28 protein-coding genes are annotated in these 26,331 nt (G+C 43.6%); 26 read left to right on the top strand and 2 right to left on the bottom strand.

The window, feature by feature from the left end; all coding sequences use genetic code 11:
• On the top strand, nt 1-856 hold an 856-nt coding region (locus tag IX315_RS05690; protein WP_211837263.1), incomplete at its 5' end, for an outer membrane beta-barrel protein.
• A 198-nt stretch (nt 857-1,054) separates the two neighbouring features.
• On the opposite strand, the gene IX315_RS05685 is transcribed toward IX315_RS05690, so the two are convergent.
• Nucleotides 1,055-1,225 carry a hypothetical protein gene (locus tag IX315_RS05685; protein WP_211635876.1) on the bottom strand — a complete coding sequence of 57 codons (171 nt, stop codon included), beginning with the start codon at nt 1,223-1,225 and terminating at the stop codon, nt 1,055-1,057.
• 105 nt (nt 1,226-1,330) lie between these two features.
• Nucleotides 1,331-2,389 carry a phage head morphogenesis protein gene (locus IX315_RS05680; RefSeq protein WP_211635879.1) on the bottom strand — a complete coding sequence of 353 codons (1,059 nt, stop codon included), beginning with the start codon at nt 2,387-2,389 and terminating at the stop codon, nt 1,331-1,333.
• A 773-nt stretch (nt 2,390-3,162) separates the two neighbouring features.
• Between IX315_RS05680 and rpsH the strand changes: the two genes are divergently transcribed.
• From rpsH to IX315_RS05555, 25 genes are all read left to right on the top strand, one after another.
• Nucleotides 3,163-3,558 (top strand): 30S ribosomal protein S8, encoded by a 396-nt coding sequence (rpsH, locus tag IX315_RS05675; RefSeq protein WP_026215557.1) that lies wholly within the window; start codon nt 3,163-3,165, stop codon nt 3,556-3,558.
• 27 nt (nt 3,559-3,585) lie between these two features.
• The gene (gene rplF / locus IX315_RS05670; RefSeq protein WP_026215558.1) at nt 3,586-4,137 is read left to right on the top strand and encodes a 50S ribosomal protein L6; all 552 of its coding nucleotides are present in this window, start codon (nt 3,586-3,588) and stop codon (nt 4,135-4,137) included.
• Between the two features lie 27 nt (nt 4,138-4,164).
• The gene (gene rplR, locus IX315_RS05665) at nt 4,165-4,509 is read left to right on the top strand and encodes a 50S ribosomal protein L18 (protein WP_018357761.1); all 345 of its coding nucleotides are present in this window, start codon (nt 4,165-4,167) and stop codon (nt 4,507-4,509) included.
• A 24-nt stretch (nt 4,510-4,533) separates the two neighbouring features.
• Complete coding sequence (gene rpsE, locus IX315_RS05660) at nt 4,534-5,040, top strand: 30S ribosomal protein S5 (RefSeq protein WP_018357762.1); 507 nt, start codon at nt 4,534-4,536, stop codon at nt 5,038-5,040.
• Between the two features lie 23 nt (nt 5,041-5,063).
• Nucleotides 5,064-5,243, top strand: a complete 180-nt coding sequence (gene rpmD, locus IX315_RS05655; protein WP_018357763.1) for a 50S ribosomal protein L30 — start codon at nt 5,064-5,066, stop codon at nt 5,241-5,243.
• Between the two features lie 80 nt (nt 5,244-5,323).
• Entirely contained in the window at nt 5,324-5,767 is a 444-nt protein-coding gene (gene rplO, locus IX315_RS05650) for a 50S ribosomal protein L15 (RefSeq protein WP_018357764.1), read from the top strand.
• A 23-nt stretch (nt 5,768-5,790) separates the two neighbouring features.
• Nucleotides 5,791-7,116: a preprotein translocase subunit SecY gene (gene secY / locus IX315_RS05645; protein WP_018357765.1), complete on the top strand. Its 1,326-nt coding sequence runs from the start codon at nt 5,791-5,793 to the stop codon at nt 7,114-7,116.
• Between the two features lie 30 nt (nt 7,117-7,146).
• A complete protein-coding gene (gene map / locus IX315_RS05640; RefSeq protein WP_134849731.1) occupies nt 7,147-7,947 on the top strand; it encodes a type I methionyl aminopeptidase in 801 nt (266 codons plus the stop codon).
• Between the two features lie 54 nt (nt 7,948-8,001).
• The gene (gene infA / locus IX315_RS05635) at nt 8,002-8,220 is read left to right on the top strand and encodes a translation initiation factor IF-1 (protein ID WP_018028987.1); all 219 of its coding nucleotides are present in this window, start codon (nt 8,002-8,004) and stop codon (nt 8,218-8,220) included.
• Between the two features lie 129 nt (nt 8,221-8,349).
• Nucleotides 8,350-8,466, top strand: a complete 117-nt coding sequence (gene rpmJ, locus IX315_RS05630) for a 50S ribosomal protein L36 (RefSeq protein WP_018357767.1) — start codon at nt 8,350-8,352, stop codon at nt 8,464-8,466.
• Between the two features lie 93 nt (nt 8,467-8,559).
• A complete protein-coding gene (rpsM, locus tag IX315_RS05625) occupies nt 8,560-8,940 on the top strand; it encodes a 30S ribosomal protein S13 (RefSeq protein WP_018357768.1) in 381 nt (126 codons plus the stop codon).
• Between the two features lie 15 nt (nt 8,941-8,955).
• Nucleotides 8,956-9,342 (top strand): 30S ribosomal protein S11, encoded by a 387-nt coding sequence (rpsK, locus tag IX315_RS05620; RefSeq protein ID WP_211638804.1) that lies wholly within the window; start codon nt 8,956-8,958, stop codon nt 9,340-9,342.
• 145 nt (nt 9,343-9,487) lie between these two features.
• Nucleotides 9,488-10,087 (top strand): 30S ribosomal protein S4, encoded by a 600-nt coding sequence (gene rpsD / locus IX315_RS05615; protein ID WP_018357770.1) that lies wholly within the window; start codon nt 9,488-9,490, stop codon nt 10,085-10,087.
• 37 nt (nt 10,088-10,124) lie between these two features.
• Nucleotides 10,125-11,123, top strand: a complete 999-nt coding sequence (locus IX315_RS05610; RefSeq protein WP_018357771.1) for a DNA-directed RNA polymerase subunit alpha — start codon at nt 10,125-10,127, stop codon at nt 11,121-11,123.
• Between the two features lie 9 nt (nt 11,124-11,132).
• The gene (gene rplQ / locus IX315_RS05605; RefSeq protein WP_134849730.1) at nt 11,133-11,630 is read left to right on the top strand and encodes a 50S ribosomal protein L17; all 498 of its coding nucleotides are present in this window, start codon (nt 11,133-11,135) and stop codon (nt 11,628-11,630) included.
• 180 nt (nt 11,631-11,810) lie between these two features.
• The gene (locus tag IX315_RS05600) at nt 11,811-12,449 is read left to right on the top strand and encodes a DUF3575 domain-containing protein (RefSeq protein ID WP_211638805.1); all 639 of its coding nucleotides are present in this window, start codon (nt 11,811-11,813) and stop codon (nt 12,447-12,449) included.
• Nucleotides 12,450-12,455: 6 nt separating this feature from the next.
• Nucleotides 12,456-13,319 carry a prolipoprotein diacylglyceryl transferase gene (gene lgt, locus IX315_RS05595; protein ID WP_211837262.1) on the top strand — a complete coding sequence of 288 codons (864 nt, stop codon included), beginning with the start codon at nt 12,456-12,458 and terminating at the stop codon, nt 13,317-13,319.
• Nucleotides 13,320-13,345: 26 nt separating this feature from the next.
• Nucleotides 13,346-14,542 (top strand): FprA family A-type flavoprotein, encoded by a 1,197-nt coding sequence (locus IX315_RS05590; RefSeq protein ID WP_211837261.1) that lies wholly within the window; start codon nt 13,346-13,348, stop codon nt 14,540-14,542.
• Between the two features lie 25 nt (nt 14,543-14,567).
• A complete protein-coding gene (gene nagB / locus IX315_RS05585; protein ID WP_018357488.1) occupies nt 14,568-15,359 on the top strand; it encodes a glucosamine-6-phosphate deaminase in 792 nt (263 codons plus the stop codon).
• Nucleotides 15,360-15,371: 12 nt separating this feature from the next.
• Nucleotides 15,372-16,919: a sialidase family protein gene (locus IX315_RS05580; RefSeq protein WP_211837260.1), complete on the top strand. Its 1,548-nt coding sequence runs from the start codon at nt 15,372-15,374 to the stop codon at nt 16,917-16,919.
• 832 nt (nt 16,920-17,751) lie between these two features.
• Nucleotides 17,752-20,796 (top strand): SusC/RagA family TonB-linked outer membrane protein, encoded by a 3,045-nt coding sequence (locus tag IX315_RS05575; RefSeq protein WP_211837259.1) that lies wholly within the window; start codon nt 17,752-17,754, stop codon nt 20,794-20,796.
• A gap of 47 nt (nt 20,797-20,843) precedes the next feature.
• On the top strand, nt 20,844-22,454 hold the full coding sequence (locus IX315_RS05570) for a SusD/RagB family nutrient-binding outer membrane lipoprotein (RefSeq protein WP_211835038.1): 1,611 nt from the start codon (nt 20,844-20,846) through the stop codon (nt 22,452-22,454).
• A gap of 20 nt (nt 22,455-22,474) precedes the next feature.
• Nucleotides 22,475-23,752 (top strand): LamG-like jellyroll fold domain-containing protein, encoded by a 1,278-nt coding sequence (locus IX315_RS05565; protein ID WP_211837258.1) that lies wholly within the window; start codon nt 22,475-22,477, stop codon nt 23,750-23,752.
• A gap of 12 nt (nt 23,753-23,764) precedes the next feature.
• Nucleotides 23,765-24,946, top strand: a complete 1,182-nt coding sequence (locus IX315_RS05560) for a glycoside hydrolase family 18 (RefSeq protein WP_211635896.1) — start codon at nt 23,765-23,767, stop codon at nt 24,944-24,946.
• Nucleotides 24,947-24,951: 5 nt separating this feature from the next.
• Nucleotides 24,952-26,001, top strand: a complete 1,050-nt coding sequence (locus tag IX315_RS05555; protein ID WP_211837257.1) for a DUF1735 domain-containing protein — start codon at nt 24,952-24,954, stop codon at nt 25,999-26,001.
• Nucleotides 26,002-26,331 lie beyond the last annotated feature (330 nt).

Here is a 26,331-nt window from a genome sequence, read left to right as displayed (position 1 = left end):
ATTATTAGATCCAAATGCGCCACAGAATAATATTAACCGTAGCTACAATGATATTTTCTTTGTTGGGAAGATAGCTGGAAAAATGGGAATGTCGATGCATAATTTCAGCATTACTTCCGGGACACGCAGACCAAGTTTGGAAGACTTAAGCAATAATAGTTATTATTCTAACCAATTTGTGTCGTCAAATTCGAATCCGAACTTATTGCCTGAGAAGAATTACCGAATAGGGTATGAGTTTATTTACAGGATCCTTTATCTTGGTGTAAACTATCAATACTCGCGGGATCATATTGATAATTACATTCAGAAAAAGGATGATTCAACACCAGGTTATATCATATCCAAAACTAATTTTGATCATCATCATAGAATCCAACTAATGGGAAATATTGCTAAGAGTTGGGGCTGGTACTCCTTGAACTTATTGGGAATGGTCCAATTGGAGCAACTTGATGGTCGAAAATACGATTTGAATATTAAGCAAAAACCGTTATTCTATACTCGACTAACTCAAACGTTTACTGTACCTAGGTGGTGTGATATAGAGTTAAATTATTCATATCAAAGTCCGCTGACATCTGGAATTTTTGAAGCTGGACAGAAACATCAATTGGATCTTGAATTACGAAAACAATTTTTTGGAGGGAAAATGGATATTTCTATTCTTGGAACGGATCTCTTGAAAACAGCTTGGGATATAGGATCGACCAAAATAGAGGGGATTAGATTGTATGATAAGACTTACAGAGACACACGTAGTGTATCCATTCAGATCCGTTATCGATTTAATCAAAAGAATGTCCGCCAAAGGAAGAGTACTGCAATCGAATCGATAAGTCGACTCAATATGTAATATGAAAATATTATCTCAATAAGATGCTATGATTTGTGGACCATAGTGTTTAGCAATGATAACTAAACATATTGATCTACAGCTAATATCTAAGAGATACGGCGTGCTGTGCATTAACCAAGGAGCGAGACGCACTCCTTGGTTAATGCACAGCGGTTGAATCAATTGGCGTCAAAACAATCAGAGGAGAATCGAGGTTCAAGATGAACTTCCAGCACTACCAAACAGGTACTTTAGGGGATTACTCGTGCAGCACTGTAGATCAATGGCTTCTCGCCCGACATCATCCTTGAGTTGACTAGAGCGCATAAACTCCTGCAGCTTTTGCTTCTTGGCTTCTATCACTTTTGCAAAGTCTTGAATATTCATTGTTTGGTCATATTAAATTGTTTACGTACCTTTGTGGTGCGGGAGGTAGACCTGCGCAAGCAGGAGCGTCCCGTTCCAAGAATAAGCCACCTAAGTTAAGGTGGCTTATTTGATTATTACAAGCTCACTATCTATAATCACATAAATAGATTCAAATTCCAGATATTGCCTTGGGTCATCTTTAAGACCTTCATACAATAATAGCCCCCTTACAAAATCAATCTCTGAGTATTTAGAAGCATCTGGATAATATATTACTGCTACTTTTGTCTCTCGCTTAGATGCGCAATGCTTGAGTTTTTTTCTAATATTTTTAGCTGTGCCTGTCTCTGCAGCAGCTATTTCAAACTTTTTGCCGTTCCAAGTTCCCTCTGTAAACCTCTCACCAATATTTCCAAATTTCTCATTCTCCAAGATGACTTCATGCCCAGCTTTATAACCGACCTCTTGAACCTTCTTTTCGTACCAGCCCTTTTTGCGGTCAAAGTTGTGACCTATATGCGTTGCTTTTAGAGCTCCATTATTTGGATTAAATTCCACATTTTTGTAATCAGAATTCTTAATCAGCTCCTCATGTTTCTGTTTGCGATCTTTGATAAGTTTTGCGAGGTCTGTGTATTGCTCAGCCCTCTTGTGCATTTGGCATAGCTCGTCACCAGTGCCACCTGATGCTAGCCCCTGGCGGCGACACTCAGGGCAAGAGGCGTGACCTTGGTTTTTGGTGTAGGGGTGCTCGCTGAGCTTCACGAACTCTGCAGTCTTGCCGGGATTGTTTTGGAACACAGGAGGCACCTCCTCAGTGGTGATAGGCACATCGGTAGTGGGCTTATCGGTTGGTCTCCAGCTGCACTTGCAGTTCCACTCTACTGGTGGCAGGTGGGTATCCCACCACGGGTGATCGATAGGTAGGATCGTACCGACGAATTCGAGGTGCTCCTTGCGCTTATCCCTCGCAATGCTTTCGAGGTACTCGATATTTGGGTACATATCCTTAGAGCGGAGTGCGTCACGATAATTAGCTGCAGAGCGTGCAGAGCGCACCGCAGTGTTGTACTCCGTGCGTAGCCACTGCTCGTTCCACTGCACATTCACCCCTTTTACAGCCTTGCGGAATTGAGCAAAAGAGCGCAGGAACTTCTGTCGCTTTTCGCGTTTTGCTCCCAACACTATTGTGAACTCCTGAATACCATTGTTCGCTTATATCGAATAGTTTACGTACCTTCTTCGTGCGGGAGGTAGACCTGCGCAAATAGGAGCGTCCGTTTCGATGATGAGCCATCAATTAAGATGGCTCATTTGATTTTAGGAAGCACATCACCAACTATTGCATATTCTTCGAAGTAAGTAATAGTATGACCTTGCACCATTATTCCTATTTTCCTTTACTTTGATCTATGGGCGTGTCTTTGGGGAATTGCATACCTGTTGTCAGTGCCTCGCCTGAGGAAAGAAAGTCCCTCTGGGGAGGGACTCCAGTTCCTCCCCATATAAACTCCAGTTCCTCGCGGGAGAGACTCTTTGTAGACTAGGTAGGAGCAACTTGTCCTCTCCTAGTAGCTGCTAATTCTGTTCCCTATTTCGGTGATATCCTTATGTCTGTAGCGGATCTATTTCAACTCCCTTTTTGTATTGAGATATAGCGACTTCGAAGATTGATATATTTGGATAATTGAGGAATGTTTAGTACCTTTGTGCCTAATCAAAGTGTTGAGTGGCTTCACTGTGGTACTTCTCGAGGGTGCTAATGGTGGTAGCTAGTCAATGTTTTGTGGCTAGAGCAGCGGCTCTAGTTCTAGGGAGTTGCCCATTTGCCTATAAGTGGAAAAACGTACAGCAAGGGGTGCTTCGTGAGAAGTAATGAGTGTAAATATTGTCTGAGGTGCGGGCTAGAGAAGATGTATAGGCTCGACTTTCAGATTAATTTAACCAACTTTTTTATGACAGATCCAATTTCGGACTATTTGACTCGCCTGCGCAATGCTATCATGGCAAAGCACAGAGTGGTAGAGATACCTGCGAGCAACATCAAGAAGGAGATGACTAAGATCCTTTTTGAGAAGGGGTACATCCTCAATTACATGTTTGATGAGAATGGCCCACAGGGGAGTATCAAGATTGCGCTTAAGTATGATGTCGTATCTAAGCAGAATGCAATCAAGCATCTCGAGCGAGTTTCTCGCCCGGGACTTCGTCGTTATGTAGGCTACAAGGATATGCCACGTGTGCTCAACGGCCTCGGTATCGCTATCCTATCTACTAGCCAAGGTGTGATGACTAATAAGGAGGCAGCTGACCGCAAGATTGGTGGTGAGGTGCTTTGCTACATCTACTAATCACTTAATAGGAAAGGAACAGAAGTTATGTCAAGAATAGGTAAAATGCCAATTTCTATCCCTAGCGGTGTGACTGTTACTATTAAGGATGATGTAGTAACCGTAAAGGGACCAAAGGGTGAGCTAACTCAGAAGGTAGATCCACGTATCAAGCTGAACCTTGAGGATGGTGTGCTAACCCTTGAGCGTAGTGTAGATGAGAGAGAGGAGCGTTCGCTTCATGGCCTCTATCGTTCACTGCTCAATAATATGGTAGTCGGTGTGTCTGAGGGTTATACCAAGACACTTGAACTAATCGGTGTTGGATTTAGGGCTTCAAATGAGGGTCAGCTCCTAGAGCTTGCTGTAGGTTACTCTCACCCTATCTTTATTCAGCTACCAAGCGAGATTAAGGTAGAGACTAAGATGGAGCGTAACAAAGCACCACTAGTAACCCTTTCGTCTGCTGATAAGCAGCTTCTTGGTCAGGTGTGCGCTAAGATTCGTTCATTCCGTAAGCCTGAGCCATACAAGGGCAAGGGTATTAAGTTTGTCGGTGAGTACATCCGTAGGAAGTCAGGTAAGTCGGCAGCTAAGTAATCACACTTTTGGAAGGATAAGTAATCTATGATAACTAAGAGAGAAAGAAGACTAAAGATCAAGGCTCGTGTGCGCAAGCATACTTATGGTACAGCAGAGCGCCCAAGGCTCTCTGTATTCAGGAGCAATAAGCAGATCTATGCTCAGGTGATTGATGACGTGAATGGCAAGACCATCGCAGCATATAGCTCAAAGGGTATTGAGGAAAAGCTCACCAAGAGCGAGCTCGCTAATAAGGTAGGTGAGGGTGTAGCTCAGAAGGCTATCGCTGCAGGCATTGAGAGCGTGGTATTTGACCGCAATGGCTATCTTTATCACGGTCGTGTAAAGGAAGTAGCTGAGGGCGCTCGCAAGGGTGGATTGAAATTCTAATACTGACCATAAATAGTAAGTAATATGAAGAGAGTAAACTCCGTAAATGGCCTCGAACTGAAGGAGAGGCTAGTGGCGATCAACCGTGTGACTAAGGTGACAAAGGGAGGTCGTACCTTTACGCTTGCTGCTATGGTAGTGGTAGGTGATGAGAATGGAATCATTGGCTACGGTCTTGGTAAGGCTGGTGAAGTAAGTGTTGCTATCCAGAAGGCTACTGAGGCTGCTAAGAAGAACCTTGTAAAGGTGGCTGTGCACAAAGGTACTGTACCTCACGAGCAGGAGGCTAAGTTTGGTGGTGCACGTGTTATCTTGAGACCAGCATCAGAGGGTACTGGAGTAGTAGCTGGTGGTGCTATGCGTGCTGTGCTTGAGAGCGTGGGTGTGACCGACGTGCTTGCAAAGTGCCAGGGCTCTAGCAACCCACACAACCTTGTGAAGGCTACAATTGAGGCACTATCAGAGATGCGTGATCCTCTTGAGGTAGCTAAGGTACGTGGTATCTCGGTAGAGAAGGTATTTAAGGGATAATTGTAAGAGTACATATATTATATATGGAGACTATAAAGATTAAGCAGGTGCGTAGTCGTATCCGTTGCCCAAAGGATCAGAAGGCAGCGCTAGATGCACTAGGACTGAAGAAACTCAATAGGGTAGTAGAGCTCCCTAAGAATCCGGCTGTACTCGGCAATGTCCATAAGGTACGCCATCTAATTGCTGTAGTAGAAGATTAATCGAGTGAGCGACCGTGGGAGCTTCTACTCTCCTGATAAGCGAGTCGCTTGCGAATTTAGATCAAAAGAATTAAGACATTATGAGCCTAACAAATTTGAAGCCAGCAGCTGGTTCTACTAAGACTCGCAAGAGAATTGGTCGTGGTCCAGGTAGTGGTCTAGGCGGTACCTCTACAAGGGGTCACAAGGGAGCAAAGAGTCGCTCTGGTTATAAGCAGAAGTTCGGTTTTGAGGGAGGTCAGATGCCTCTTCAGAGGAGATTGCCTAAGTTCGGTTTCCGCAATCCTAATAGGGTTGAATATTCTCCTGTAAACCTTGGTAAGCTTGAGGAGCTAGCACAGAAGGGTATCACTGAGATTGGTGTTACTGAGCTTGTAGCAGCTGGTCTTGTGCACAAGGATGCTCGTGTAAAGGTGTTGGGTATGGGTGAGCTTACCAGCAAGGTGAAGCTTTCTGTACACGCAGCTTCTAAGAGCGCTAAGGAGGCGATCGAGAAGGCCGGTGGTGAGCTGGTGATTCTATAATAACTGAGTAGAGAGAGTAACCGATGAAATTAGTTCAGACACTCCGGAATATCTGGAAGATAGAGGATCTCAAACAGCGTATTATCACTACGGTGTGGCTGATTATTATCTATCGTCTGGGTACTCACATCGTTCTTCCTGGGATTGATACTTCTGCGCTTGTTAGCCTGAAGAGTCAGACTGCCGGAGGAGTGATGGCGCTTCTGGATATGTTCTCCGGAGGTGCGTTTAGTAACGCTTCTATCATGGCTCTTGGTATCATGCCATATATCTCTGCATCTATTGTGTTGCAGCTGTTGGCTATCGTGGTACCTACCATCCAAAAGATGCAGAGAGAGGGAGAGAGCGGCAGACGTAAGATCAATCAGTGGACTAGGTACCTCACCATTGCAATCCTTTTGGTGCAGGGACCAGTGTATTTGATTAACCTAAGCCATCAGTTGGCTGCTGCAGGAGCTTCTATGCCAAGCGGTTTTTGGTTTAGCTTCTCTAGCACCATCTTCATGGCTGCTGGTTCGATGTTCGCCCTTTGGTTGGGTGAGCGTATTACTGATAAGGGTATTGGTAATGGAGTTTCCTTTATCATCCTTGTAGGTATTCTAGCTCGTTTCCCATCTGCAGTGGTGCAGGAGTTCACACTTCGCTTCAATAACCCTGGTGGTATTTTCCTATTCATTATAGAGATATTAGTACTGCTATTGGTGATTGCTGGTGCTATCATGCTTGTACAGGGTACACGTCGCGTGCCTGTCCAGTATGCTAAGCGTACTGTGGGCAATAAGATGTACGGTGGCGCACGTCAGTATATCCCTCTTAAGGTGAATGCTGCCAACGTGATGCCTATCATCTTCGCTCAGGCAATTATGTTCATCCCTGTAACACTTTTCCCATCGATGACATCTACCTCAACCTTTTGGCAGGGCTTCGTGACTGGTCAGAGTTTCTGGTATAATTTCATCTTTGCATTCCTCATCATCGTCTTCACATACTTCTATACAGCGGTGACCATTAATCCTGGTCAGATGTCCGATGAGCTTAAGCGCTCAAATGGATTTGTCCCTGGTGTGAAGCCGGGTAAGGCTACCAAGGAGTACCTTGATAGCGTGATGAGTAAGATTACTTTCCCTGGAGCTATCTTCCTAGCGGTTGTAGCTATTCTACCAGCTTTCGCAAGGCTTTTCGGTGTGTCGGCAGGATTTAGTCAATTCTTCGGTGGTACATCTTTGATCATCCTTGTAGGTGTGGTATTGGATACCCTACAGCAGGTAGAAAGCCACCTTCTACAGCACCACTATGATGGTCTGTTGGAGACTGGTAGGATTAAAGGACGCTCAGGCAATCTGTATTGATAAGATGTCTAAAAAGGCAATTCATAAGCTATGATAGGACGTAGAGAGATATACCTAAAGAGTGCTGAGGAGATTGAGAAACTAGCAAAAGCTAATCAGCTTGTCGGCATGACTCATGGAGAGCTCGCTAAGCATATCAAGCCAGGAGTATCTACTAAGGAGTTAGATAAAATAGCGCACGAGTTTATTCTTGATCATGGCGCTAAGCCTGCCTTCCTTGGTTACAGTGGTTTCCCTGGTAGCTTATGTACTTCTATCAACGAATATATAGTGCATGGTATCCCCTCCGATAAGGTAATCCTTAAGGAGGGTGATATCATCAGTGTAGACTGCGGTACAATCCTTGACGGCTTTGTAGGCGATAGTGCCTTTACTTTCCCTGTGGGGGAGGTATCTGAGGAGGTAAGAGGTCTTCTGCGTACTACCTATGAGTCACTCTATGTGGGGATAGAGGCAGTGCAAGTTGGTCGCCGTATAGGTGATATTGGCAATGCTGTTCAGACCTACTGTGAGAAGCGTGGTTATAGCGTGGTTCGTGAGTTTACCGGTCATGGTATCGGTAGGAGTATGCACGAAGCACCTAATGTGCCCAACTATGGTAGGCGTGGCACTGGTGCCAAGATCGAAGAGGGTCTTTGTATCTGTATAGAGCCTATGATTAATCTTGGCAGTAAAAATGTAGTGATGTATGATGATGGTTGGACGGTACGCACCAAGGACCGTAAGCCATCGGCACACTTTGAACACTGTATCGCAGTCGTTGATGGAAAGGCCAAGCTTATGAGCACCTTCGACTATGTGGAGGAAGCCCTAGGAGGAATGCCTTTCTGAGAGACAAGTCTGTCAGTAATTAAATTATTTGAAGAGAGTAAAGAAAGTATATTTATGGCAAAACAACCCGCTATAGAGCAAGATGGAGTGATATTGGAGGCGCTTTCCAACGCTATGTTTAAGGTAGAGCTAGATAATGGGCATCAGATCACCGCTCATATTTCTGGCAAGATGCGTATGCACTACATCCGCATTCTCCCTGGAGATAGAGTGAAGGTGGAGATGTCTCCCTATGATCTTTCTAAAGGTCGCATCTCGTATCGCTACAAGTAATCATCTCAGAGCAGGTGCCATAGTACCTTGTGCAGAAGAGAGTTTCTCTCTTTTGGCTGATTAAGATAATAGAAAAGAGTAATACACACCTTTAGTGAGAGCTGGGGTATAGTACAAGAGTGAGAGAATATGAAAGTTAGATCATCACTAAAGAAGCGCACTGCAGACGACAAGATCGTTCGTCGCAAGGGACGCCTCTATATCATTAACAAGAAGAACCCTAAGATGAAGCAGCGCCAGAAGTAAGTATTACTTCTCGTGGCTAGCTTCCCTGAGTTTCTTCGAAGTTTTAGAAAGATAACGTAAGAGAGTTACACGTAACTAATAACTAAGTTTTATATGGCAATAAGAATTGTTGGTGTCGATCTCCCACAGAATAAGCGTGGTGCTATCGCCCTTACCTATATCTATGGTATTGGTCGTAGTGCAGCAGCTACTATTCTAGACAAGGCAGGTGTAGACCCAAACATTAAGGTGCAAGATTGGACTGACGATCAGGCTGCTGCTATCCGTGAGATTATTTCTACTACTTATAAGGTAGAAGGGGACTTGCGTAGCGAGACACAGCTAAATATCAAGCGCCTCATGGATATCGGTTGTTACCGTGGTATCCGTCACCGTAATGGTCTTCCTTTGAGAGGTCAGAGTACCAAGAACAATGCACGTACACGTAAGGGTCGTAAGAAGACTGTTGCGAATAAGAAGAAAGCTACTAAGTAAGTAAAGGAAGAAAGTATGGCAAAGAAAACTGCTATTAAGAAGAGGAAGGTGCAGGTGGATCCTATCGGGCAAGCTCATATCCACTCTTCCTTCAATAACATCATTATCACCCTTACCAATAATCAAGGTCAGGCAATTTCTCAGTCTAGTGCGGGTAAGATGGGCTTCCGTAGCTCTAAGAAGAATACCCCTTATGCTGCTCAGATGGCAGCGCAGGACTGTGCTAAAGTTGCTTTTGACGCTGGTCTAAGGAAGGTGACTGTGTATGTAAAGGGTCCAGGTAATGGTCGTGAGAGCGCAATCCGTACGATCCACGGTGCTGGCATCGAGGTCATGGAGATTGTAGACGTTACACCACTTCCACATAATGGATGTCGCCCTCCAAAGCGTCGTAAGCCTTGATTCCCTCAGGTACATACAGAAGAGAAATATATTAGAATGAGGCTGCTACGCAGTATCACTAATGGATGCACCACTCTGATGGTATTCCGACGCAGCTGTGCGTAGTGAGGCTTCATGGTTACTAAGCAAATTTCAATATTTTACAATGGCAAGATATACAGGTCCTAAAGCCAGAATTAATCGTAAGTTTGGCGAGCCTATCTTTGGCAATGCCAAGACTAAGAAGAATTACCCTGCTGGTCAGCATGGCAACTCACGCCGTGGCAAGACATCTGAGTATGGGTTGCAGCTGCGCGAAAAACAGAAGGCGAAGTACACTTATGGCGTTCTAGAGCGTCAGTTCCGCAACCTATACGAGCGTGCTTCTCGTATGCCAGGTGTGCGTGGTGAGGTACTTTTGCAGCTTCTTGAGCGTCGTCTTGACAACGTTGTTTACCGTCTCGGTCTAGCTCGTTCGCGCAATGCTGCTCGTCAGCTCGTTAACCATGGTCATATCGTGGTTGATGGTCAAGTAGTTGATATCCCATCTTACACAGTTTCAGAAGGTCAGACTATCGGTATTCGCGAGCGCTCTAAGTCGCTTGTTGTCGTTACCGAGGCTGTACAAACTTTCTCTCACAATCAGTATGCATGGCTCTCTTGGGATGCTGCCTCTATGAAGGGTACATTCCTACATATCCCAGAGCGTGCTGATATCCCAGAGACCATCAAGGAGCAGCTCATCGTTGAGCTTTACTCTAAGTAATGATGCCCCTTTTTACAATTAATTTTACAGAAGAGATATGGCTTTAATTGCATTCCAAAAACCAGAGAAAGTGGTGATGCTCGAGAATACTCCAACTCATGGTAAGTTTGAGTTCAAGCCTCTCGAGCCAGGCTATGGCATGACTATAGGTAATGCTCTTCGACGTATTTTACTATCCAGTCCAGAGGGTTTTGCAATCAATAGTATCAAGATTGATGGCGTAGAGCACGAGTTTGGAACTGTCCCTGGTGTGATTGAGGATGTAACTAATATCATCCTCAACCTCAAGAAGATTCGTCTCAAGCAGGTGACACCAGGTGAGGTCGCAGAAACCGCAGTAATCAAGGTGAGTGGTAAGGAGCATGATATCTTTACCGGCAAGGAGATTTCTGAGGGGCTTAAGAACTTTGAGGTGCTCAATAAGGAGCAGCTGATTTGTCGTCTTGATAAGTCGGCTACCTTCAATATCCAGCTAACAATCGACCAGGGTCGTGGTTGGATTCCCGCCTCAGAAATCGCTGAGACTTTCGATGATCCTATGCAGATTGCAATCGATGCCATCTATACTCCTATCACTAATGTAAAGATTTCGGTAGAGAATACTCGTGTAGGTCAGAAGACCGACTATGACAGGCTTCTCATCGAGGTGGATACTGATGGCTCTATTCAGCCAAAGGAAGCTCTCAAGGATGCTGCAAATACAATGATGCAGCACTTGGTTCTTTTCAGCGATGAGAATATCGATGTAGAGCTAGAGAGCGAGCAGGAGGATGACTCTTTTGACGAAGGTATGATCATGACTCGTCAGCTACTTAAGAATAGACTCTCTGAGGTAGACTTGTCGGTTCGTGCTCTCAATTGCCTCAGGTCTGCCGACGTTGAGACTATTGGAGACCTAGTGAAGTGCAGTCGTAGCGAGCTACTTAAGTTTAGAAACTTCGGTAAGAAGTCGCTAAATGAGGTTGATGATCTACTTGATCGTCTCGGTCTCACCTTTGGAATGGATGTTTCTAAGTACAAACTAGACAACGAGTAATTATAGACAATGAGACATAATAAGAAATTCAATAGCCTTGGTCGTACGGCTTCACACCGTCAGGCTATGCTCTCAAATATGGCAAATTCGCTTATCCAGCATAAGCGTATTTTCACCACCCTTGCTAAGGCTAAGGCACTAAAGGTATATGTAGAGCCTATCATCACTAGGGCAAAGAATACCGAGAGTGTACATGCTCGTCGCGTGGTATTCCAAAAGCTTCAGAATCGCGATTCTGTAGTAGAGCTATTCAGCACTATCGCAGAGAAGGTAGGTGATCGTCCTGGTGGTTATTGCCGCATCTTGAAGACTGGACGCCGTCAGGGTGACGATGCTATGATGTGCCTTATCGAGCTTGTTGACTTCAACGAGAACCGTGTGAAGGAAGATAAGAAGGCAGCTAAGGGTAGCAAGACCCGTCGTACCCGCCGTAGCAAGAAAGCTACCGAGGCACCTAAGGCAGATGCACCAGTAGTAGAGGAGACACCAGCAGAGTCTGCTGAGTAATAATCTCTACGTGTAACTCCTACAAAGGCTGGAAAGAATCTCGGAAGATTCTTTCCAGCCTTTCTCGTATCTTGTGGAGCCATTGTAAGTATAAATGACATAGTAACTTCAGGCTCATATTGAGTTTTTTAGTAGATTTGTAGCTGAATGATTGTGTACAAATATATAGTATAATTTCCCATGGAAAACTTTGTTCGTCGTATAGCATTAGGCGTAGTCGTTTTGGCTACTAGCGTAGTGAGCATCTATGCTCAGAACTCTTCTTCTAGGAGCGTTTCTATTTCTTGGAGCGGTAGCGACAATAGCGCTTATGAGCGGTTGGTGAGTCGACCACACGAGGTTAAGCTCAACTTGCTGAGCACTGCTTTACTTTTTCATCCCGAGATTGCCTATGACTACACCCTAAACCCCGATATTTCCTTCGGAGGACGTATGGCATATAGCTTTGATATAGTAGGCGTGCCTAATAGCCAGATGGGTAAGTTCACACTATCGCCCTATGCGCGTTGGCACTTCTATAAAGAGAGTAGAGGCAATTCCCTTAGAGGCTTCTTTGTGGAGGCCAATCTTGCATACAATTACTATGATAGTAGTTTAATGCTCAAGAGTGTCTATGTTGATGGCGAACGTGTTGCTTTGGAGGAGGGGCAGAAGGGTGGTGTTTCAGCCTTCGGTCTAGGTGTCGGTCTTGGTTATAGGTGGGTCACCACTAGAGACTGGACATTTGAGTTGGGCTGCATATTAGGTCGTAATATCGTGCATTCCGATCCTGTATCTATCTATGGTAACTTCGTCTTCTCTATAGGTAAGAGATTTTAGTACGATATGATAGGAGTTATTACTTGGACTCTAGATCCAATTATCTTTCAATTTGGAGGCATTAGAGTCGGATGGTACGGCGTACTGTTTGCTGTCGGACTTATTGTCTTCGGGGGTGGCATCTTAGGGAAGATGTGGAAACACGAGGGTCTTAGCGAGCAGTCCTACAATTGGCTTGTGGTCTATATTCTTGTTGCAACGGTCGTAGGAGCTCGCCTTGGGCATTGCCTTTTCTATGAACCAGCGTATTACCTGGCCAACCCTTTGGAAATCCTCCAGACTTGGAAGGGTGGTCTTGCTAGCCACGGAGGTGTAATAGGTATAATGGTTGCCGTCTATCTGTATTCCAAGAAGGTGAGCAAACAAAGTATGCTATGGACTTTTGATCGTCTTTGTGTCCCTACTGGGCTAGTCGCAGCGATGATTAGGCTTGGGAATCTTGCAAATCATGAAATATATGGGCATGCCACCGACGTGCCTTGGGCATTCCGATTTATCGAAAATATCCCACAGTGGCAGATGGGTGCAGAGCCTATCTTCACAGCACCCTCGCATCCGACCCAGTTGTATGAGGCATTGACATACCTCCTTACATTCGGAGTGTGCATGTGGTTGTACTGGAAGAAAGATGCCTACAAGCACGAAGGCCTTATCTTTGGAGTGGCTATGATTATGATCTTTGTGGCTAGGTTCTTGATTGAGTTCGTGAAGAATGATCAGGTAGGCTTCGAGGCCGATATGAGTCTCAATATGGGACAGTGGCTCAGTTTACCATTTATCCTAATTGGTATCGCTGCTGTTGTATTTAGCCTCAAGCGCCCAGTAAAAGAGTGTCAGCGTGGCGGCAATAGCATCTATGAGAAGAGATAATTTTTGAAACAGTTTACTATATCGTAATGAAGTATAATCTGAAGATTAATGAGTCGACCTACTTCTTTGGTCAAAATGATAGAACTAAAGCTTTCTTTGAGCACCTCTATCCACTACCACATGGTATGGCGTACAACAACTACCTCATCAAGGATGAGAAGAATGTATTGCTCGATACCGTGGATGTGGATATGTCTGAGCGCTTCTTCGGGCAGCTCGAGAGTGCCCTTGATGGTGAGCAGCTTGATTATCTGATTGTGCAGCATATGGAGCCTGATCATTCGGGTTCTATCGGTCTTGTCAAGATGCGCTACCCCAACGTAGTCATTGTGGGTAACAAGAAGACCAAAGGGATGCTCGAAGGTTACGGAGTATCTACAGAGGATTTCTTGGAGGTAGACGAGAAGACACCGCTTAATATCGGTAGCCGTGAGCTACACTTCGTCTTTGCTCCTATGGTACACTGGCCAGAGGTAATGGTGACTTATGACCCCAAAGAGAAGGTACTCTTCTCTGCCGATGCCTTTGGCGCTTTTGGCGCTATCGATGGTGGTTTTTGGGATTACCAGCATGACCTTGCTACATTTATGCCCGAGGCACATCGTTATTATACTTGTATCGTGGGCAAGTACGGTAGCTTTGTTCAGAAGACGCTTGATAGGGCGCTTCAGCTTGATATCGAAGTTATTGCTCCTGTGCATGGCGTGGTATGGAAGAAGCATATCCCTGAGATTCTTGAGCTGTACCGCAAGATGGCAACCTATGAGGCAGAGCCAGGTGTAGTGATGATCTACGGCTCTATGTATGGTAATACCGATGAGCTGGCCGAGATTATCGGTCGTTCGCTCGGAGCTCATGGTGTGGATAGAGTAGTGATGCACCACATGGGGCACTCCAGCGCTAGCCAAGTTATCTCCGATGTATTCAGGTACAAGGCTGTGATAGTGGGTTCACCTACATATAACAATGGTATGTGGCCAAGGGTTGAGGATGTGCTCCATCAGCTCAGCGAGCGTCAGATTCCTGATAGGCTATATGCAACATTTGGCTCAGGTACATGGAACCCCAATACCATTAAGCCTCTCGAAACATGGTGTGAGAAGCAAAAGAACTGGACTAAGGTGGCAGAGAGCCTCAAGATAAGCCAAGCACCTAGTGCCGAGGATAAGGATAAGGCTTGGGAGATGGGTCGTATCATTGCCCAAGCAGTGTTAAATAATTAAGACATAACGAAGAATATTCATAAGTATGAGACTGATTATTCAAGAGAATAAGGAGAAGTTGGCTACATGGGCAGCCAACTATGTGGCAAAGAGGATTAATGATGCTCAGCCAACTGCAGAGCATCCATTTGTTCTTGGATTGCCAACAGGTTCTACACCCCTTGGTATGTACAAGGAGCTAATCCGCCTCAATAAAGAAGGCGTAGTGACCTTCGAGCATGTGGTGACCTTCAATATGGATGAGTACATCGGCATCCCTCGCGACCACGAGCAGAGCTACCACACTTTTATGTGGGATAACTTCTTCGGGCATATTGATATCAAGCCAGAGAATACCAATCTCCTCGATGGCAATGCTAAGGACTTTGCGGTAGAATGCCAGAGGTATGAAGATAAGATAGCCAGTTACGGAGGTATTGACCTATTTATCGGTGGTATTGGTGAGGACGGTCATATCGCTTTCAACGAGCCAGGTTCATCGCTTACGTCTCGTACACGTGTCAAGACGCTTACCACCGATACTATAGAGGTCAATTCTCGCTTCTTCAATAACGATATCTCACTTGTCCCCAAGACGGCTCTTACTGTAGGAGTGGGAACCATTATGGATGCTAAGGAGGTGATGATACTAGTGAATGGCGCCAAGAAGGCTCAAGCACTGAAGCAAGGTGTGGAGGGTAGTATCAATCATATGTGGACTATCTCAGCCCTTCAGCTACACCGCCATGGTATTATCGTAACCGATGAAGCAGCGTGCGCTGAGCTCAAGGTGGGTACCTACCGCTACTTCAAGGATATTGAGAAGGACAATCTGTAACGAATGCGTGTGATGACGAAAAGACTATATAGTTTACTACTGATTATTAGCTTATTCGCCACCTCGGCAATGGCGGTAGAGAGTGCCAAAGTATACCCATCACGCCGTGGGGTGATGGCGGGTATGCGGCACTGCACCCTTGTCGCAATCCAGCTAGATAAGCCACTCAATAAGGGCGAGATACTACAGATTGACTATACCATCCCTCTCGAGAGCCAGAGACTAATTAAGGGAATGGAAGTGCTCGTGTCGGATTCTCTTGCCGTGCGTGATCTTGATGATTACAAAGGGCGAGTGAGCTATAAGAGCCTCCCGCTCAATAGTTGGCAAAGTGCTACAATTAGTCAGAAGGATATAGAGGAGCGTACCACTCTTTATATTGTGGCGAATCTTGCTACACCCGATCAGTTCAATATCCATGATATCCTTCGCTTCCGCATACATAAGGTGTCGGTCAATGGCGAAGAACTTAGTGTGGAGCAGGTAGGCGACGAGACTTTCCGCCGTTTCTTCAGAACTTACACTCCCCTCTTTGTGCCTGGTGATGGCGATAGTAAGAACTATCGTATCCCAGCCATTCATAAGACCCACAAGGGGACACTAATTGCATTGGCAGATAGGCGCAAGTTCAACCAGACCGATATCCCTGAGGATATTGATATCATCCAGCGTCGTAGCTTTGATAATGGTCGCACTTGGAGCCAGCCAGAAATCCTTATTGCTGGTACAGGGAAGGGCAAGGGCTTTGGAGACGCAGCGATAGTCCAGACCAATACTGGTAAGTTGGTGATGGTATTTATTGGAGGTCCCGGTCTGTGGGGTTCGCGTCCGGATGCGCCACAACCTACCTACATGAAAACCAGTGATGACGACGGAGCCACTTGGAGCGAAGCGGTAGATATTACTCACTTCCTGTATGGTAAGGATTGTGCCGATCCTATCCGGCGTAAGTGGTGGAGCGCTTTTTGCGCATCAGGACAGGGCGCGGTGACTAAGGATGGTCGAATCATGTTTGTCGCTGCCTTCCGTGTCAATGACCAGTACAAGCTCGATAACTACTTGATTTACTCCGATGATGAGGGAAAGACATGGAATGTCTCTGAGCTCGCTTGCAAAGGTGGTGACGAGGCTAAAGTGATTGTAATGCCCGATGAGTCCATACTCATGAGTGTGCGCAATCCTTCCAAGGGCGATCGTATCTTCAGAGTAAGCCAGGATAAAGGCATTACATGGCAACCTACTGCAGACTTCTCAGGTCTTCACGATCCAGCGTGTAACGGGGCGCCACTATTTATGCAGCAGAATGGCATGCCTATACTCCTGCACTCCTTGCCTTTCGGTCCTAAGAAGCGTTGGGATGGAGCTGTCTACGGTTACAATCCCTATACTAAGAGCTGGAGCGATGCCGTGATTATCAACCACGGAATGAGCGCCTACAGTGATATGATCGATCTTGGAGATGGTGCCATTGGCTACTTTGTAGAGGAAGACAACGAGATGTCTCTTGTCTACATCGTCTTTACTCTCGAGGATCTCCAAGCCATGCAGAGAGAAGAGTAAGAATCTGCGAGAGTCTCGGAAACTGGGCTCCCCTTTAATATTTAGCTAGATCTCCTCTATAGAAGCAAATAGCCTTCTATAGAGGAGTTTTTTTATTTCAACTATATAGCGCATTAATGCTTATAGAGACTGTTGCACGGTGGCGGACTACTGCGTTACTTTCGACATTCGGCTTCGGTCACGTACGTGAGTACGCTCCCGTCAGCCTCAGTCTCAGTGCCTTGTATTTCACCACCGTGCAACGTCTCAGCCGATTTGCTTACAAATCGGCGAGAATGGCACTTCGTGCAACATTCTCTTATAGCGAGCAGCTTTCGTGGCTCGCGCGAGCACCTAAATTTATTCCTAGGAATATATTTATTTTTCTGTACAAATAAATATATTTATCTCTAGGAATAAAATTATTTATTCCTAGGAATAAATTTTCCTGCTCGCCGTCTTTATTTTGTGTTATTACGCTACTGAAGGTGCGTTGTATTATGATTGGTTTGTGTCAGTGTGCATAGGGTGTAGTTCAAACTTTTTAGAAACGTAAAAGTCAAGTCGTGTAGACTTTGTTTTTTCATAGTTAATAAAAATATTTATTAATAATATCTTGGGTTTTAATGAAATATTGTAGTAGATTTGCAGAGCTATTATAAAAGGATTGATCAGCAGTTATGCCCTTATGTGGTGCAAGGTCTACGTTTGGAAGTAGGTATGCATGTGGAAATCATTTGCAGATTCTAGAATAGGGGAGGACAGACCACAATAAGTGCTTGCAATATTCCTTGAAGCGATGAGGATGTATAGTAAGAATGTGATTTGATATATATTATTTGTTGAACCAGGTATGAATTTATCTCAAAAAAGTTGGCTGAAGGGCATGTGCATATTGCTCCTAAGCCTATTGGCACCTGCGGCTTTTGCACAGACCATTACCGTTAAGGGAGTGGTTACAGATGCGACTCACAATGAGCCAGTAATTGGTGCCACTGTTATGCTAGTGCAGGATACCTCAAAAGGTATGCTCACCAATTTGGACGGGGCTTTTACTTTGTCAGGTGTGCCCTCCAATGGTACTCTTCGTGTGTCCTACGTAGGATACAAGACAGTTGAAGTTCCAATTAATGGCAAGACAACCATCAATATTGTCCTGCAGGAGGATAGTGAGCTTCTTGATGAGGTTGTCGTAACGGCTCTCGGTATCAAGCGCTCTGAGAAAGCACTATCTTACAATGTGCAAAAGATCAAGAGCGATGCGATTAACTCAGTAAAGGATGCTAACTTCATCAACTCTCTTAATGGTAAGGTAGCTGGTGTAAATATTACTAAGTCCTCTGCCGGTATTGGTGGTGCCACCAAGGTGGTCATGCGCGGTAGCAAGTCTATTACAGGTAATAATAATGTCCTCTACGTGGTAGATGGTATGCCTATCGGTAACCAGAATATTGCAGGAGATGGAGGTGCTTTTAGTGCTCCTGGAGGAGGAGAGGGTATCTCCGACTTCAATTCAGACAATATTGAGTCCATCTCTGTGCTTACTGGTCCTTCAGCGGCAGCACTTTATGGTGCAGCAGCAGCAAATGGAGTGATCATTATCAATACAAAAAAAGGCGAAAAAGGGGCATTGAAGGTTAACTTCTCCTCTAATACTGAATGGCTTAGCCCTAGTATTATGCCAGAGTTTCAGAATAAGTATGGTTCTGGTGGAGGAACCTACATGAGTTGGGGAGAGCTGTTGAAAGCACCATCTAGCTTTGACCCTAAAGCCTTCTTTAAAACAGGTTTTTCTACAATTAATACGATTAACTTTTCGGGAGGAACAGAGATGAGTCGTACTTTTATGTCTGTAGGTACTACTCACTCTAAGGGCGTTATTCCTAACAACGAGTATTATCGTTATAACTTTGATGGAAGAAATACCTCTTCATTTTTTGATGATCGCCTACATGTTGATCTCAGCGCAAGCTATGTTATTCAGGGTGACCAGAACATGATGTCGGGAGGTAGGTACTTCAATCCCCTTGTGTCTCTCTATCTTTTCCCTCGTGGGGATGATTTCGAGAATGTAAAACGCTGGGAGCGTTTTAGCCCTGAGCGTAAGATCTATCTGCAATATTGGCCTTATGGGGATGGAGGTATTGATTTACAGAATCCTTATTGGATTGTGAATCGTAACCTATTCTACAATAATAAGCATAGATATATGTTTAATGCACGTGTTCAGTATGATATCTTTGATTGGATGAATATTGCTGGTCGTGTTAGGATAGATAATTCTTATACAACCATTTCACGTAAGCTTTATGCTTCAACACCTTCTCTTCACGTAGGAGATACCGAAGAAAGACCAATGGGTAGCTTTAGATTGAATGAGGAGAAATATAAGCAGACTTATGCTGATGTAATGCTTAATATTAATAAGCCACTTGGTGAGGATTGGTTCCTCACAGCTAACATCGGTTCTTCTTTTGATGACCATTATACCACAGGTGTCATTGTGGGTGGGACACTCAGTCTTATCCCGAACTTTTTCTCAACGAACAATGTTGTGAAGTCTACAGCACCGAATGGTCAAAATTACAAGCGTACTCGTAATGTTGCAATTTTTGCTTCTGGTGAGCTCGGTTGGAAAAGAATGATGTATCTGACACTAACGGGGAGATCTGATTGGGCTTCTCAGTTGGTAAGTAATGGTAAGACTCCAGCTATTTTCTACCCATCTGTTGGTCTTTCAGGAGTTATTTCTGAGATGGTTAAGTTGCCAGATTGGTTTTCTTATCTTAAGGTTCGTGGTTCTTTCACTGAAGTTGGTTCTCCTATATCTATGACAGGAGTAACTCCGGGTACTATTACCTATACCATGGAGCCTTCTAAGATTAATCCTATAGCACTATACCCATTCCCTGAGTTCCGTCCAGAGCGAACCAGATCCTTTGAGGTGGGACTTAATGCGAAGTTCTTCAACGGAGACCTTTCTATTGATGCAACACTCTATCAGTCTAATACTCATAATCAGACATTTTTACAAGAACTGTCAGGTGGCTCAGCATACACAGGGTTCTATGTTCAGGCAGGAGATATTCGTAACCGAGGTATAGAAGCTGCAATTGGGTACCAACATACTTGGGGGGACTTTTATTGGGGTTCCAATCTAACCTATACACGTAATGTAAATAGGGTCATGCAGCTAGCGAAAGGTTATACTAATCCAATTGATGGTACTACCTTTGATATTGATCTTTTATCTAAGCCAAAGAGGATGAGTGTAGGAGATTCTATGGACGATATTTTTGTTCAAGGGATTCTTCTTAAAGGTCCTGATGGTAAATTGATAGAGGAAGGCGATGGCTTTAAGGTAGATCGTACATCACAAATTATCAAGGTTGGAAAGTCAGCTCCTGATTTTATGATGGGTTGGAGCAACAACTTTGCGTATAAAGGTGTAACATTTAACTTCCTAATTAATTCCCGCTTCGGAGGAGTCGTTACTTCAACTACACAAGCCATGCTAGATGCTTATGGTGTATCTAAGGTGTCAGCAGATGCACGTGATGCCGGAGGCGTGGTTGTTGATGGTGTGACTTATGATGCTGAGCGTTATTATAAAACGATAGGTGGAAAGTCTCCTCTATTGGCATACTATCTTTATGATGCAACACAAATAAAGCTTCAAGAACTATCTGTGGGGTACAGCTTGCCAAAGCAGTGGCTGGGAAATTATGTTAATAATGCTCACATTGCACTCATTGGAAGAAATCTATTTACGATTTATCGCGCTGCTCCATACGATGTTGATATGTCAGGAGGTGTTGGTACTTACTCTGGAGGAAGTGATAATTTTATGCCGCCGAGCACTAGAAGTCTTGGCTTTAGTCTAAAGCTAGGATTTTAAATAGTGGCGTCAATTAAATTTATTGAGAAAATATGAAGAGTATATTTATGAAGAGTATATTGAAAATAGCACTCATAGCATTTTCGCTAAGTAGCATACTTCTTATGACTTCATGTACTAAGGATTTTGAGAAGATTAATACTAATCCACTCTATCCTACAGATGATGAAATCATTAGAGATGATATTGCTAAGCTAGGAACTCATTTGCCTGCGCTCCAGATGGAGGTAGTGTTCCTTGAGAGTGCGAGTAACACTACAGGTCGAGTAAACGACTATCAGATCTTAAATAACCTTACTGCTGAAAACTGGGTGGGTTATATGGCTCCTGGTGAGAATAAGTGGCCTGGAAAGAGTCTGACTCAGTACTACTTTGATACAGGTTGGAATAATATGGGGTTCAATTGCCTTGTCCCTAGAATTCTTAATCCATGGATTCAGATAAAAAATGAGACCATGGTAGGTGATGCAAAGAATGAAAAAGTTTTTGCTATCGCACAGATTTCAAAGATTATGGGATTGCACAAAGCTACAGATATGTTTGGTGCACTTCCTTATTCAAAGGCAGGAAGTGGTTCGTTTACTGTAGAGTATGATTCTCAAGAGGAGATCTATACTTCTTTTCTTAAAGAACTTAAGGAAGCTGTAGACGTACTTTCTAACCTACAAGGTGCTACTGTACGTACAACAGATTATGTTTATTCTGGAAACTCTACCAAGTGGGTAAAGCTCGGGAACTCTCTTATGCTTCGTTTGGCAATGCGTATAAGTTATGTAAAACCAGAGCTAGCGAAAGAGTATGTTGCTATGGCATGTAATCACCCAGTAGGACTCATAGATAATGTCGCAGATCAAGCTCAAATAACAACTTTAGGGGAGGGAGGCGATTCATATAATGCATTGTCTCATATTGTAGAGAAGTATGGCGTGGATGCTCGTATGGGAGCTTCTATTCAGTGTTATCTAGCAGGGTATGGAGACCCTCGTCTTCAAAAATACTTTACTGGAAACGTCAATATAGCCATTCCTCCTGCTGTTCCATCAGTATCTCCAAACTATGAAAAGGCAGGAAAGCCTAATATCCCAGAAAAAGCGCCGACTGTCTGGATGCGTGCGTCTGAGGTGGCTTTCCTTAAGGCTGAGGCTATCTTAAAAGGATTTATTTCAGGGTCTGTTAAGGCGGAATACGAGAGGGGTATTAAGCTATCTTTTATTGAGCAAGGGGTAGATGAGTCTTTATATGAGTCATATATCGCATCTGTTAAAAAGCCTGCTGAGTTCAAGGATATAATTCATCCAAAGTATAGTTCGCCAGCACCGTCAAGTATTACTCCAAAATGGGATGAAAGCGCAGATGATGAAAAGAAACTGGAGCGTATAATCACGCAGAAGTATCTGGCTTTATTCCCTAATGGTCAAGAGGCTTGGTCGGAGTGGAGAAGAACCGGATATCCATTGTTAGTTCCCTCTGTTTCTACTATCTCAAACTACGGTGTCATAAAGTCTGATGGGCATAAGGATGGCGTTCGTTGCTGGCCTTACCCTCCTGTGGAGTTCAATTTGAATAAGGAGAACGTTCAAAAAGCAATCAGCCAATACAAGGGTGGTTCTAATGAAGCCAATGTCAATGTTTGGTGGGATGTGAAAGTAAAGAATTAATATAAGGTTGATTAATAGATATGAAAAGAATAATATTTCTTTCCCTGTCATTGCTCTCGATGTGTTTTGTAGCAGCATGTACACATCTTGCCGATGGCACAGGAGACTCCCCATATTTAGATAAGGAACAGGGTACGGATAATGGGGCCTACATGGAGAACATAGACAAGACTGGCTATGTCGAAGCTTACGTTCCAACTGGTAAAGGTGGGTTTGCTACGATTACACCTCGTATTGCTGCTCCGATCGACAAGGATGTGACAATAAAGGTAATAGCGGATCCTACTGTTGTCGCCTCTAACCCAACAGCGGTTAATATCAAGGCAAAAGGAATTCCTGCAAAGGATGTTGTGTTTATTGGTCAGGATGGAGCTGAACACAAAGGAGAGATTACTGTAACTATTCCGAAAGGCTCTGTGGCTGCACCTATTAAGTGTGGAGTAAGTGAACTTAATCCTGACAACTACCCTTTTAGGGATAAGTGGGCTGTAGGTGTTCGTATTATTTCTGTTGATGGAAGTGTCCCTTTGCTTTCAGAACCATTATCTACAGTTATTAAGTTCAATAGAGAGGTTAGAGTGGTTACTTCAGTAGCGGAGGTGACACTAGGTGGTTGGGGATTGAATATTCTTACGAATGAGCCCTTTACTAAAGAGTGGGATGAGTGGACAATCCAAATGAGTGTTGTCTTTCATTACTTAAGTGGTGAGAATATTAGTACTGGCTGGTTCTTAGAGCCTGCACCGGGATCTTCTATGTATACACGTATCCATTGGATTAAGGGTATTCAGATTAAGAGCTTGCACGAGAGGGAGGATTCATGGACAAATAAGCCTCTCAATACTGATGAGTGGATCAATATTAGCTATGTCTATACTCGTGATGGTGGAGCAGGTAAGATGAAGGTCTATGTCGATGATGAACTGCAAAATGAACTCGTTACTACCCCAATCTCATTCGCTGTAAACTCTACCAATACAGGTTGGAGTATAGGTAATAGTAACTGGAAACAAAACTATTTGCGTGAAGTTCGTATTTGGAATAAGGCTCTATCACAAGCTGAGATTAAGGAGAATCTAGAGCTTCCAATGGAACTTGATACTGATGGACTGGTTATGTATATGCCATGTACAAAGGAGTACTTCGATGAGGAGAATGGACTACCTAAGGTTGCCAAAGGTAATTGGCGTGTAGAAAAACCTAAGAAGGAGGGAGAACGGACCAAGTTCAATTTTATTGATAATGTGGTTTTCCCTAATAAAAAAGTGGTTATTGAGAAGCCAGAAACGAGTAACTGATAAGAATGGATTATGAATATCATGTATAAATACCTTGTTGCGGTTTTTGCAACTATTATAATAGCCTCTTCGTGTACCAAGGTTGTGCCATTAGATGTAGATGATGTGGCACAAGAAGAGCTCCTTACGAGGGATATGAAGCGTTGGGCAGAGGAAAAAGAGCTACAGAAAAAGCAAGACGAGTCTGATGCTGAATATCGCCAGAGAGTAGCTAAGATGTATGATGACTATTATGCTGCTTTGCGTGAGTATAAAAAGAATCCTGACCATAAAATTGTTTATGGATGGTTTAGGTCTGAGATGTGGAAAGCGATAGACAGCGAGCCCGGATCCTTTCTATTTAACCTTGCAGATAGTATAGATGTTGTATCTATTTGGGGAGGTATTCCTCAAGAGTTTGGTGAGGATGACCCTCGGTGGAAAGACCTCAAGCTTGCGCAAGAGGTAAAGGGCTTAAAAGTATTGTTGTGCTGGCAGACTGGCAGGTCTGGACTTGGATTGCCAGGTGGTGCACCAGCTTTTGATAAGCGTCATGAAGGTAAAAATAGCGTTGAAAAAGCTAAGGCATATGCACAAGAGCTTACCGAACATATCAAGCGTCTTAACCTTAATGGTTATGACATTGACTGGGAACCAACTGTAGGTGATCACAATAGAAGAGAGTGCGCAAATCTTTATAATAATTGTGATGATCCCTCAGGTGATTCAAGTGCTCCAATACGTGCATTTATAACCGAAATGGGGAAGAACTTCGGACCTAAGCAAGAAACAGATTATAATCCTAGAGGCACAGGTACTATGTTCTTGTTTGATTGCCAAATGAGAGATATGGAAGAGCGTTTCCCTGATCTAGGCGATTATTTTGATTACTTTGTCGAGCAGAACTATTGGCGAGTAGGCTCTAGTTATGAAAGCGGCACTAAGATTAAGGGCTGGAGCAATAAGAAACTTCTCTTGGCTGACGAGTTTGAAAGGTATGATGGCTATAAAACTGGAGGTGGTAAATATGGCAATGAGGCCAATTGTATTGCTAAAGCAAAGTATATAAAAGATAAAGACTTTGGAGGTTGGGCATGTTATCATATTGAACTGGATCCAGAATATAAGTGGTCACGCCAAGTAATCCAGATTATGAACCCTACTACAGCCTTTTTCCCAAAGGAGAATACCAAAAATAATCTTTTAGATAAGTAATAAGTATGAAGTCTATTTATAAAATTGTTGCATACTCCATCGGAGCAATACTTTTTGCTTCTTGCGCGAGAACAGAACCTGTTATTGTGGAGTCTGATTACAGTTATACTCCTACAAAGCCTAAGAAAGAGGATCGGAGTAAAATTACTCTACCCCAAGTGGATGTTTCTAATCAGTATATCTATTTTAAGGATAATGATCAGAAGAGAAAGCTTTATGTGATCGTAGGAGATGAAGGTAAAGAGGTGAAGCCTCTTGAGGATGTGACTGTTAAGGTGTCAACAGCTTTCCCCGTAAAAGAGGCTTTTGTGGCAGAGTTGCAGCTAATGACCAAAGAGGAGTACCCTAAAACGTACGCTCAAGTTGTTATGGAAGGTGCTCAGTTACTTTCTGAAGAGATGTTTAATCTTGAGGAAAAGAGTTTGGAATTTGCTGTCGGCGATCAAGTGAAGTCAGTAACTATTAAGTTTAATAGTGAAAAGATGGAGAACCTTAGTAATGAGGTGACTTACGTTATACCTTTAGTAGTTAAGGTTCCAGAGGGAAAGAGTGTTGGGCAGCATAATTTCTTCTTAGTAACTATTAATAAACAGGAGTTGAAGCGTATATCAGAAGGTGATAATATCGAGCTTCTAAAAAGACTTCCTAGTGGGATTGAAACTTTCCCTTCAGCCGCACTTACTTTCGATAGTAATACTTGTAAAGATAAATTGAATGGGTTAAAAGATGGTATACTTTATGATAGTTCATGGTGGTCAAAAAATCCTACTGATTATTTAACTGTCAGCTTTGACTATGCTTTAGTTGAGGGTATATATGTGTATGGTGTATACAGAAAAGAAATCAAGGATATCGAAGTACTTGTTACCATAGATGGTATTAACTGGGTTAGTCAAGGGAAGGTGACAAATGAAGGAAATCGTAACTTGCCAATTAAGTTTATCAGCCCTTTATCTATTCAAGGGATAAAATTAACGGGTATGACTCCTTACCAAAAAAATGAACCTTATGTTGATATAGCTGAAATTTCCGTGTGGAAATTCCAAAAACAATAGTAGACTCGTAAGTAATTATGTAAAACAGGAGTTAGTATTAGCTAGCTCCTGTTTTTATTTCTTTTTCGTAACACTCCCAAAACGGGGTGCTTTGTAACTCTCCCAAAACCGGCGTATTGCTGTGTTTTATTATTGTAGTCATATTTGCGATTAAAAGTTTTACGTATTAGCTGGCTGCGAATTTTGTTTAGTAACTCTATCATTACTATGCCCGTTTTTGGAGAGTGCCCTTCAGTATACTCCATTCCTCTAAGGGGATTATATTGTAAAGGACAACTGCTACCATCAAGCTTTTAGCTTGTTGGTAGCAGTTGCTTTAGTGAGTCGAGA

This window comes from Porphyromonas levii, from assembly GCF_018206105.1.
Taxonomy (GTDB): domain Bacteria; phylum Bacteroidota; class Bacteroidia; order Bacteroidales; family Porphyromonadaceae; genus Porphyromonas_A; species Porphyromonas_A levii.
The sequence above is the reverse complement of the archived record's forward strand: the minus strand, read 5'-3'. Positions and strand labels throughout refer to the sequence as shown.

Bases quoted from the DNA above. Each gene is read 5' to 3' on its own strand.
- rpmJ (WP_018357767.1), top strand. From the start codon at position 8,350: ATGAAAGTTAGATCATCACTAAAGAAGCGCACTGCAGACGACAAGATC.
- rpmD (WP_018357763.1), top strand. From the start codon at position 5,064: ATGGAGACTATAAAGATTAAGCAGGTGCGTAGTCGTATCCGTTGCCCA.
- rpsK (WP_211638804.1), top strand. From the start codon at position 8,956: ATGGCAAAGAAAACTGCTATTAAGAAGAGGAAGGTGCAGGTGGATCCT.
- IX315_RS05560 (WP_211635896.1), top strand. From the start codon at position 23,765: ATGAATATCATGTATAAATACCTTGTTGCGGTTTTTGCAACTATTATA.
- rplQ (WP_134849730.1), top strand. From the start codon at position 11,133: ATGAGACATAATAAGAAATTCAATAGCCTTGGTCGTACGGCTTCACAC.
- rplO (WP_018357764.1), top strand. From the start codon at position 5,324: ATGAGCCTAACAAATTTGAAGCCAGCAGCTGGTTCTACTAAGACTCGC.
- rpsD (WP_018357770.1), top strand. From the start codon at position 9,488: ATGGCAAGATATACAGGTCCTAAAGCCAGAATTAATCGTAAGTTTGGC.
- infA (WP_018028987.1), top strand. From the start codon at position 8,002: ATGGCAAAACAACCCGCTATAGAGCAAGATGGAGTGATATTGGAGGCG.
- IX315_RS05590 (WP_211837261.1), top strand. From the start codon at position 13,346: ATGAAGTATAATCTGAAGATTAATGAGTCGACCTACTTCTTTGGTCAA.
- map (WP_134849731.1), top strand. From the start codon at position 7,147: ATGATAGGACGTAGAGAGATATACCTAAAGAGTGCTGAGGAGATTGAG.
- rpsM (WP_018357768.1), top strand. From the start codon at position 8,560: ATGGCAATAAGAATTGTTGGTGTCGATCTCCCACAGAATAAGCGTGGT.
- IX315_RS05570 (WP_211835038.1), top strand. From the start codon at position 20,844: ATGAAGAGTATATTGAAAATAGCACTCATAGCATTTTCGCTAAGTAGC.
- nagB (WP_018357488.1), top strand. From the start codon at position 14,568: ATGAGACTGATTATTCAAGAGAATAAGGAGAAGTTGGCTACATGGGCA.
- lgt (WP_211837262.1), top strand. From the start codon at position 12,456: ATGATAGGAGTTATTACTTGGACTCTAGATCCAATTATCTTTCAATTT.
- IX315_RS05685 (WP_211635876.1), bottom strand. From the start codon at position 1,225: ATGAATATTCAAGACTTTGCAAAAGTGATAGAAGCCAAGAAGCAAAAG.
- IX315_RS05565 (WP_211837258.1), top strand. From the start codon at position 22,475: ATGAAAAGAATAATATTTCTTTCCCTGTCATTGCTCTCGATGTGTTTT.
- IX315_RS05600 (WP_211638805.1), top strand. From the start codon at position 11,811: ATGGAAAACTTTGTTCGTCGTATAGCATTAGGCGTAGTCGTTTTGGCT.
- IX315_RS05610 (WP_018357771.1), top strand. From the start codon at position 10,125: ATGGCTTTAATTGCATTCCAAAAACCAGAGAAAGTGGTGATGCTCGAG.
- rpsH (WP_026215557.1), top strand. From the start codon at position 3,163: ATGACAGATCCAATTTCGGACTATTTGACTCGCCTGCGCAATGCTATC.
- rpsE (WP_018357762.1), top strand. From the start codon at position 4,534: ATGAAGAGAGTAAACTCCGTAAATGGCCTCGAACTGAAGGAGAGGCTA.
- rplF (WP_026215558.1), top strand. From the start codon at position 3,586: ATGTCAAGAATAGGTAAAATGCCAATTTCTATCCCTAGCGGTGTGACT.
- secY (WP_018357765.1), top strand. From the start codon at position 5,791: ATGAAATTAGTTCAGACACTCCGGAATATCTGGAAGATAGAGGATCTC.
- IX315_RS05555 (WP_211837257.1), top strand. From the start codon at position 24,952: ATGAAGTCTATTTATAAAATTGTTGCATACTCCATCGGAGCAATACTT.
- rplR (WP_018357761.1), top strand. From the start codon at position 4,165: ATGATAACTAAGAGAGAAAGAAGACTAAAGATCAAGGCTCGTGTGCGC.
- IX315_RS05580 (WP_211837260.1), top strand. From the start codon at position 15,372: ATGACGAAAAGACTATATAGTTTACTACTGATTATTAGCTTATTCGCC.
- IX315_RS05575 (WP_211837259.1), top strand. From the start codon at position 17,752: ATGAATTTATCTCAAAAAAGTTGGCTGAAGGGCATGTGCATATTGCTC.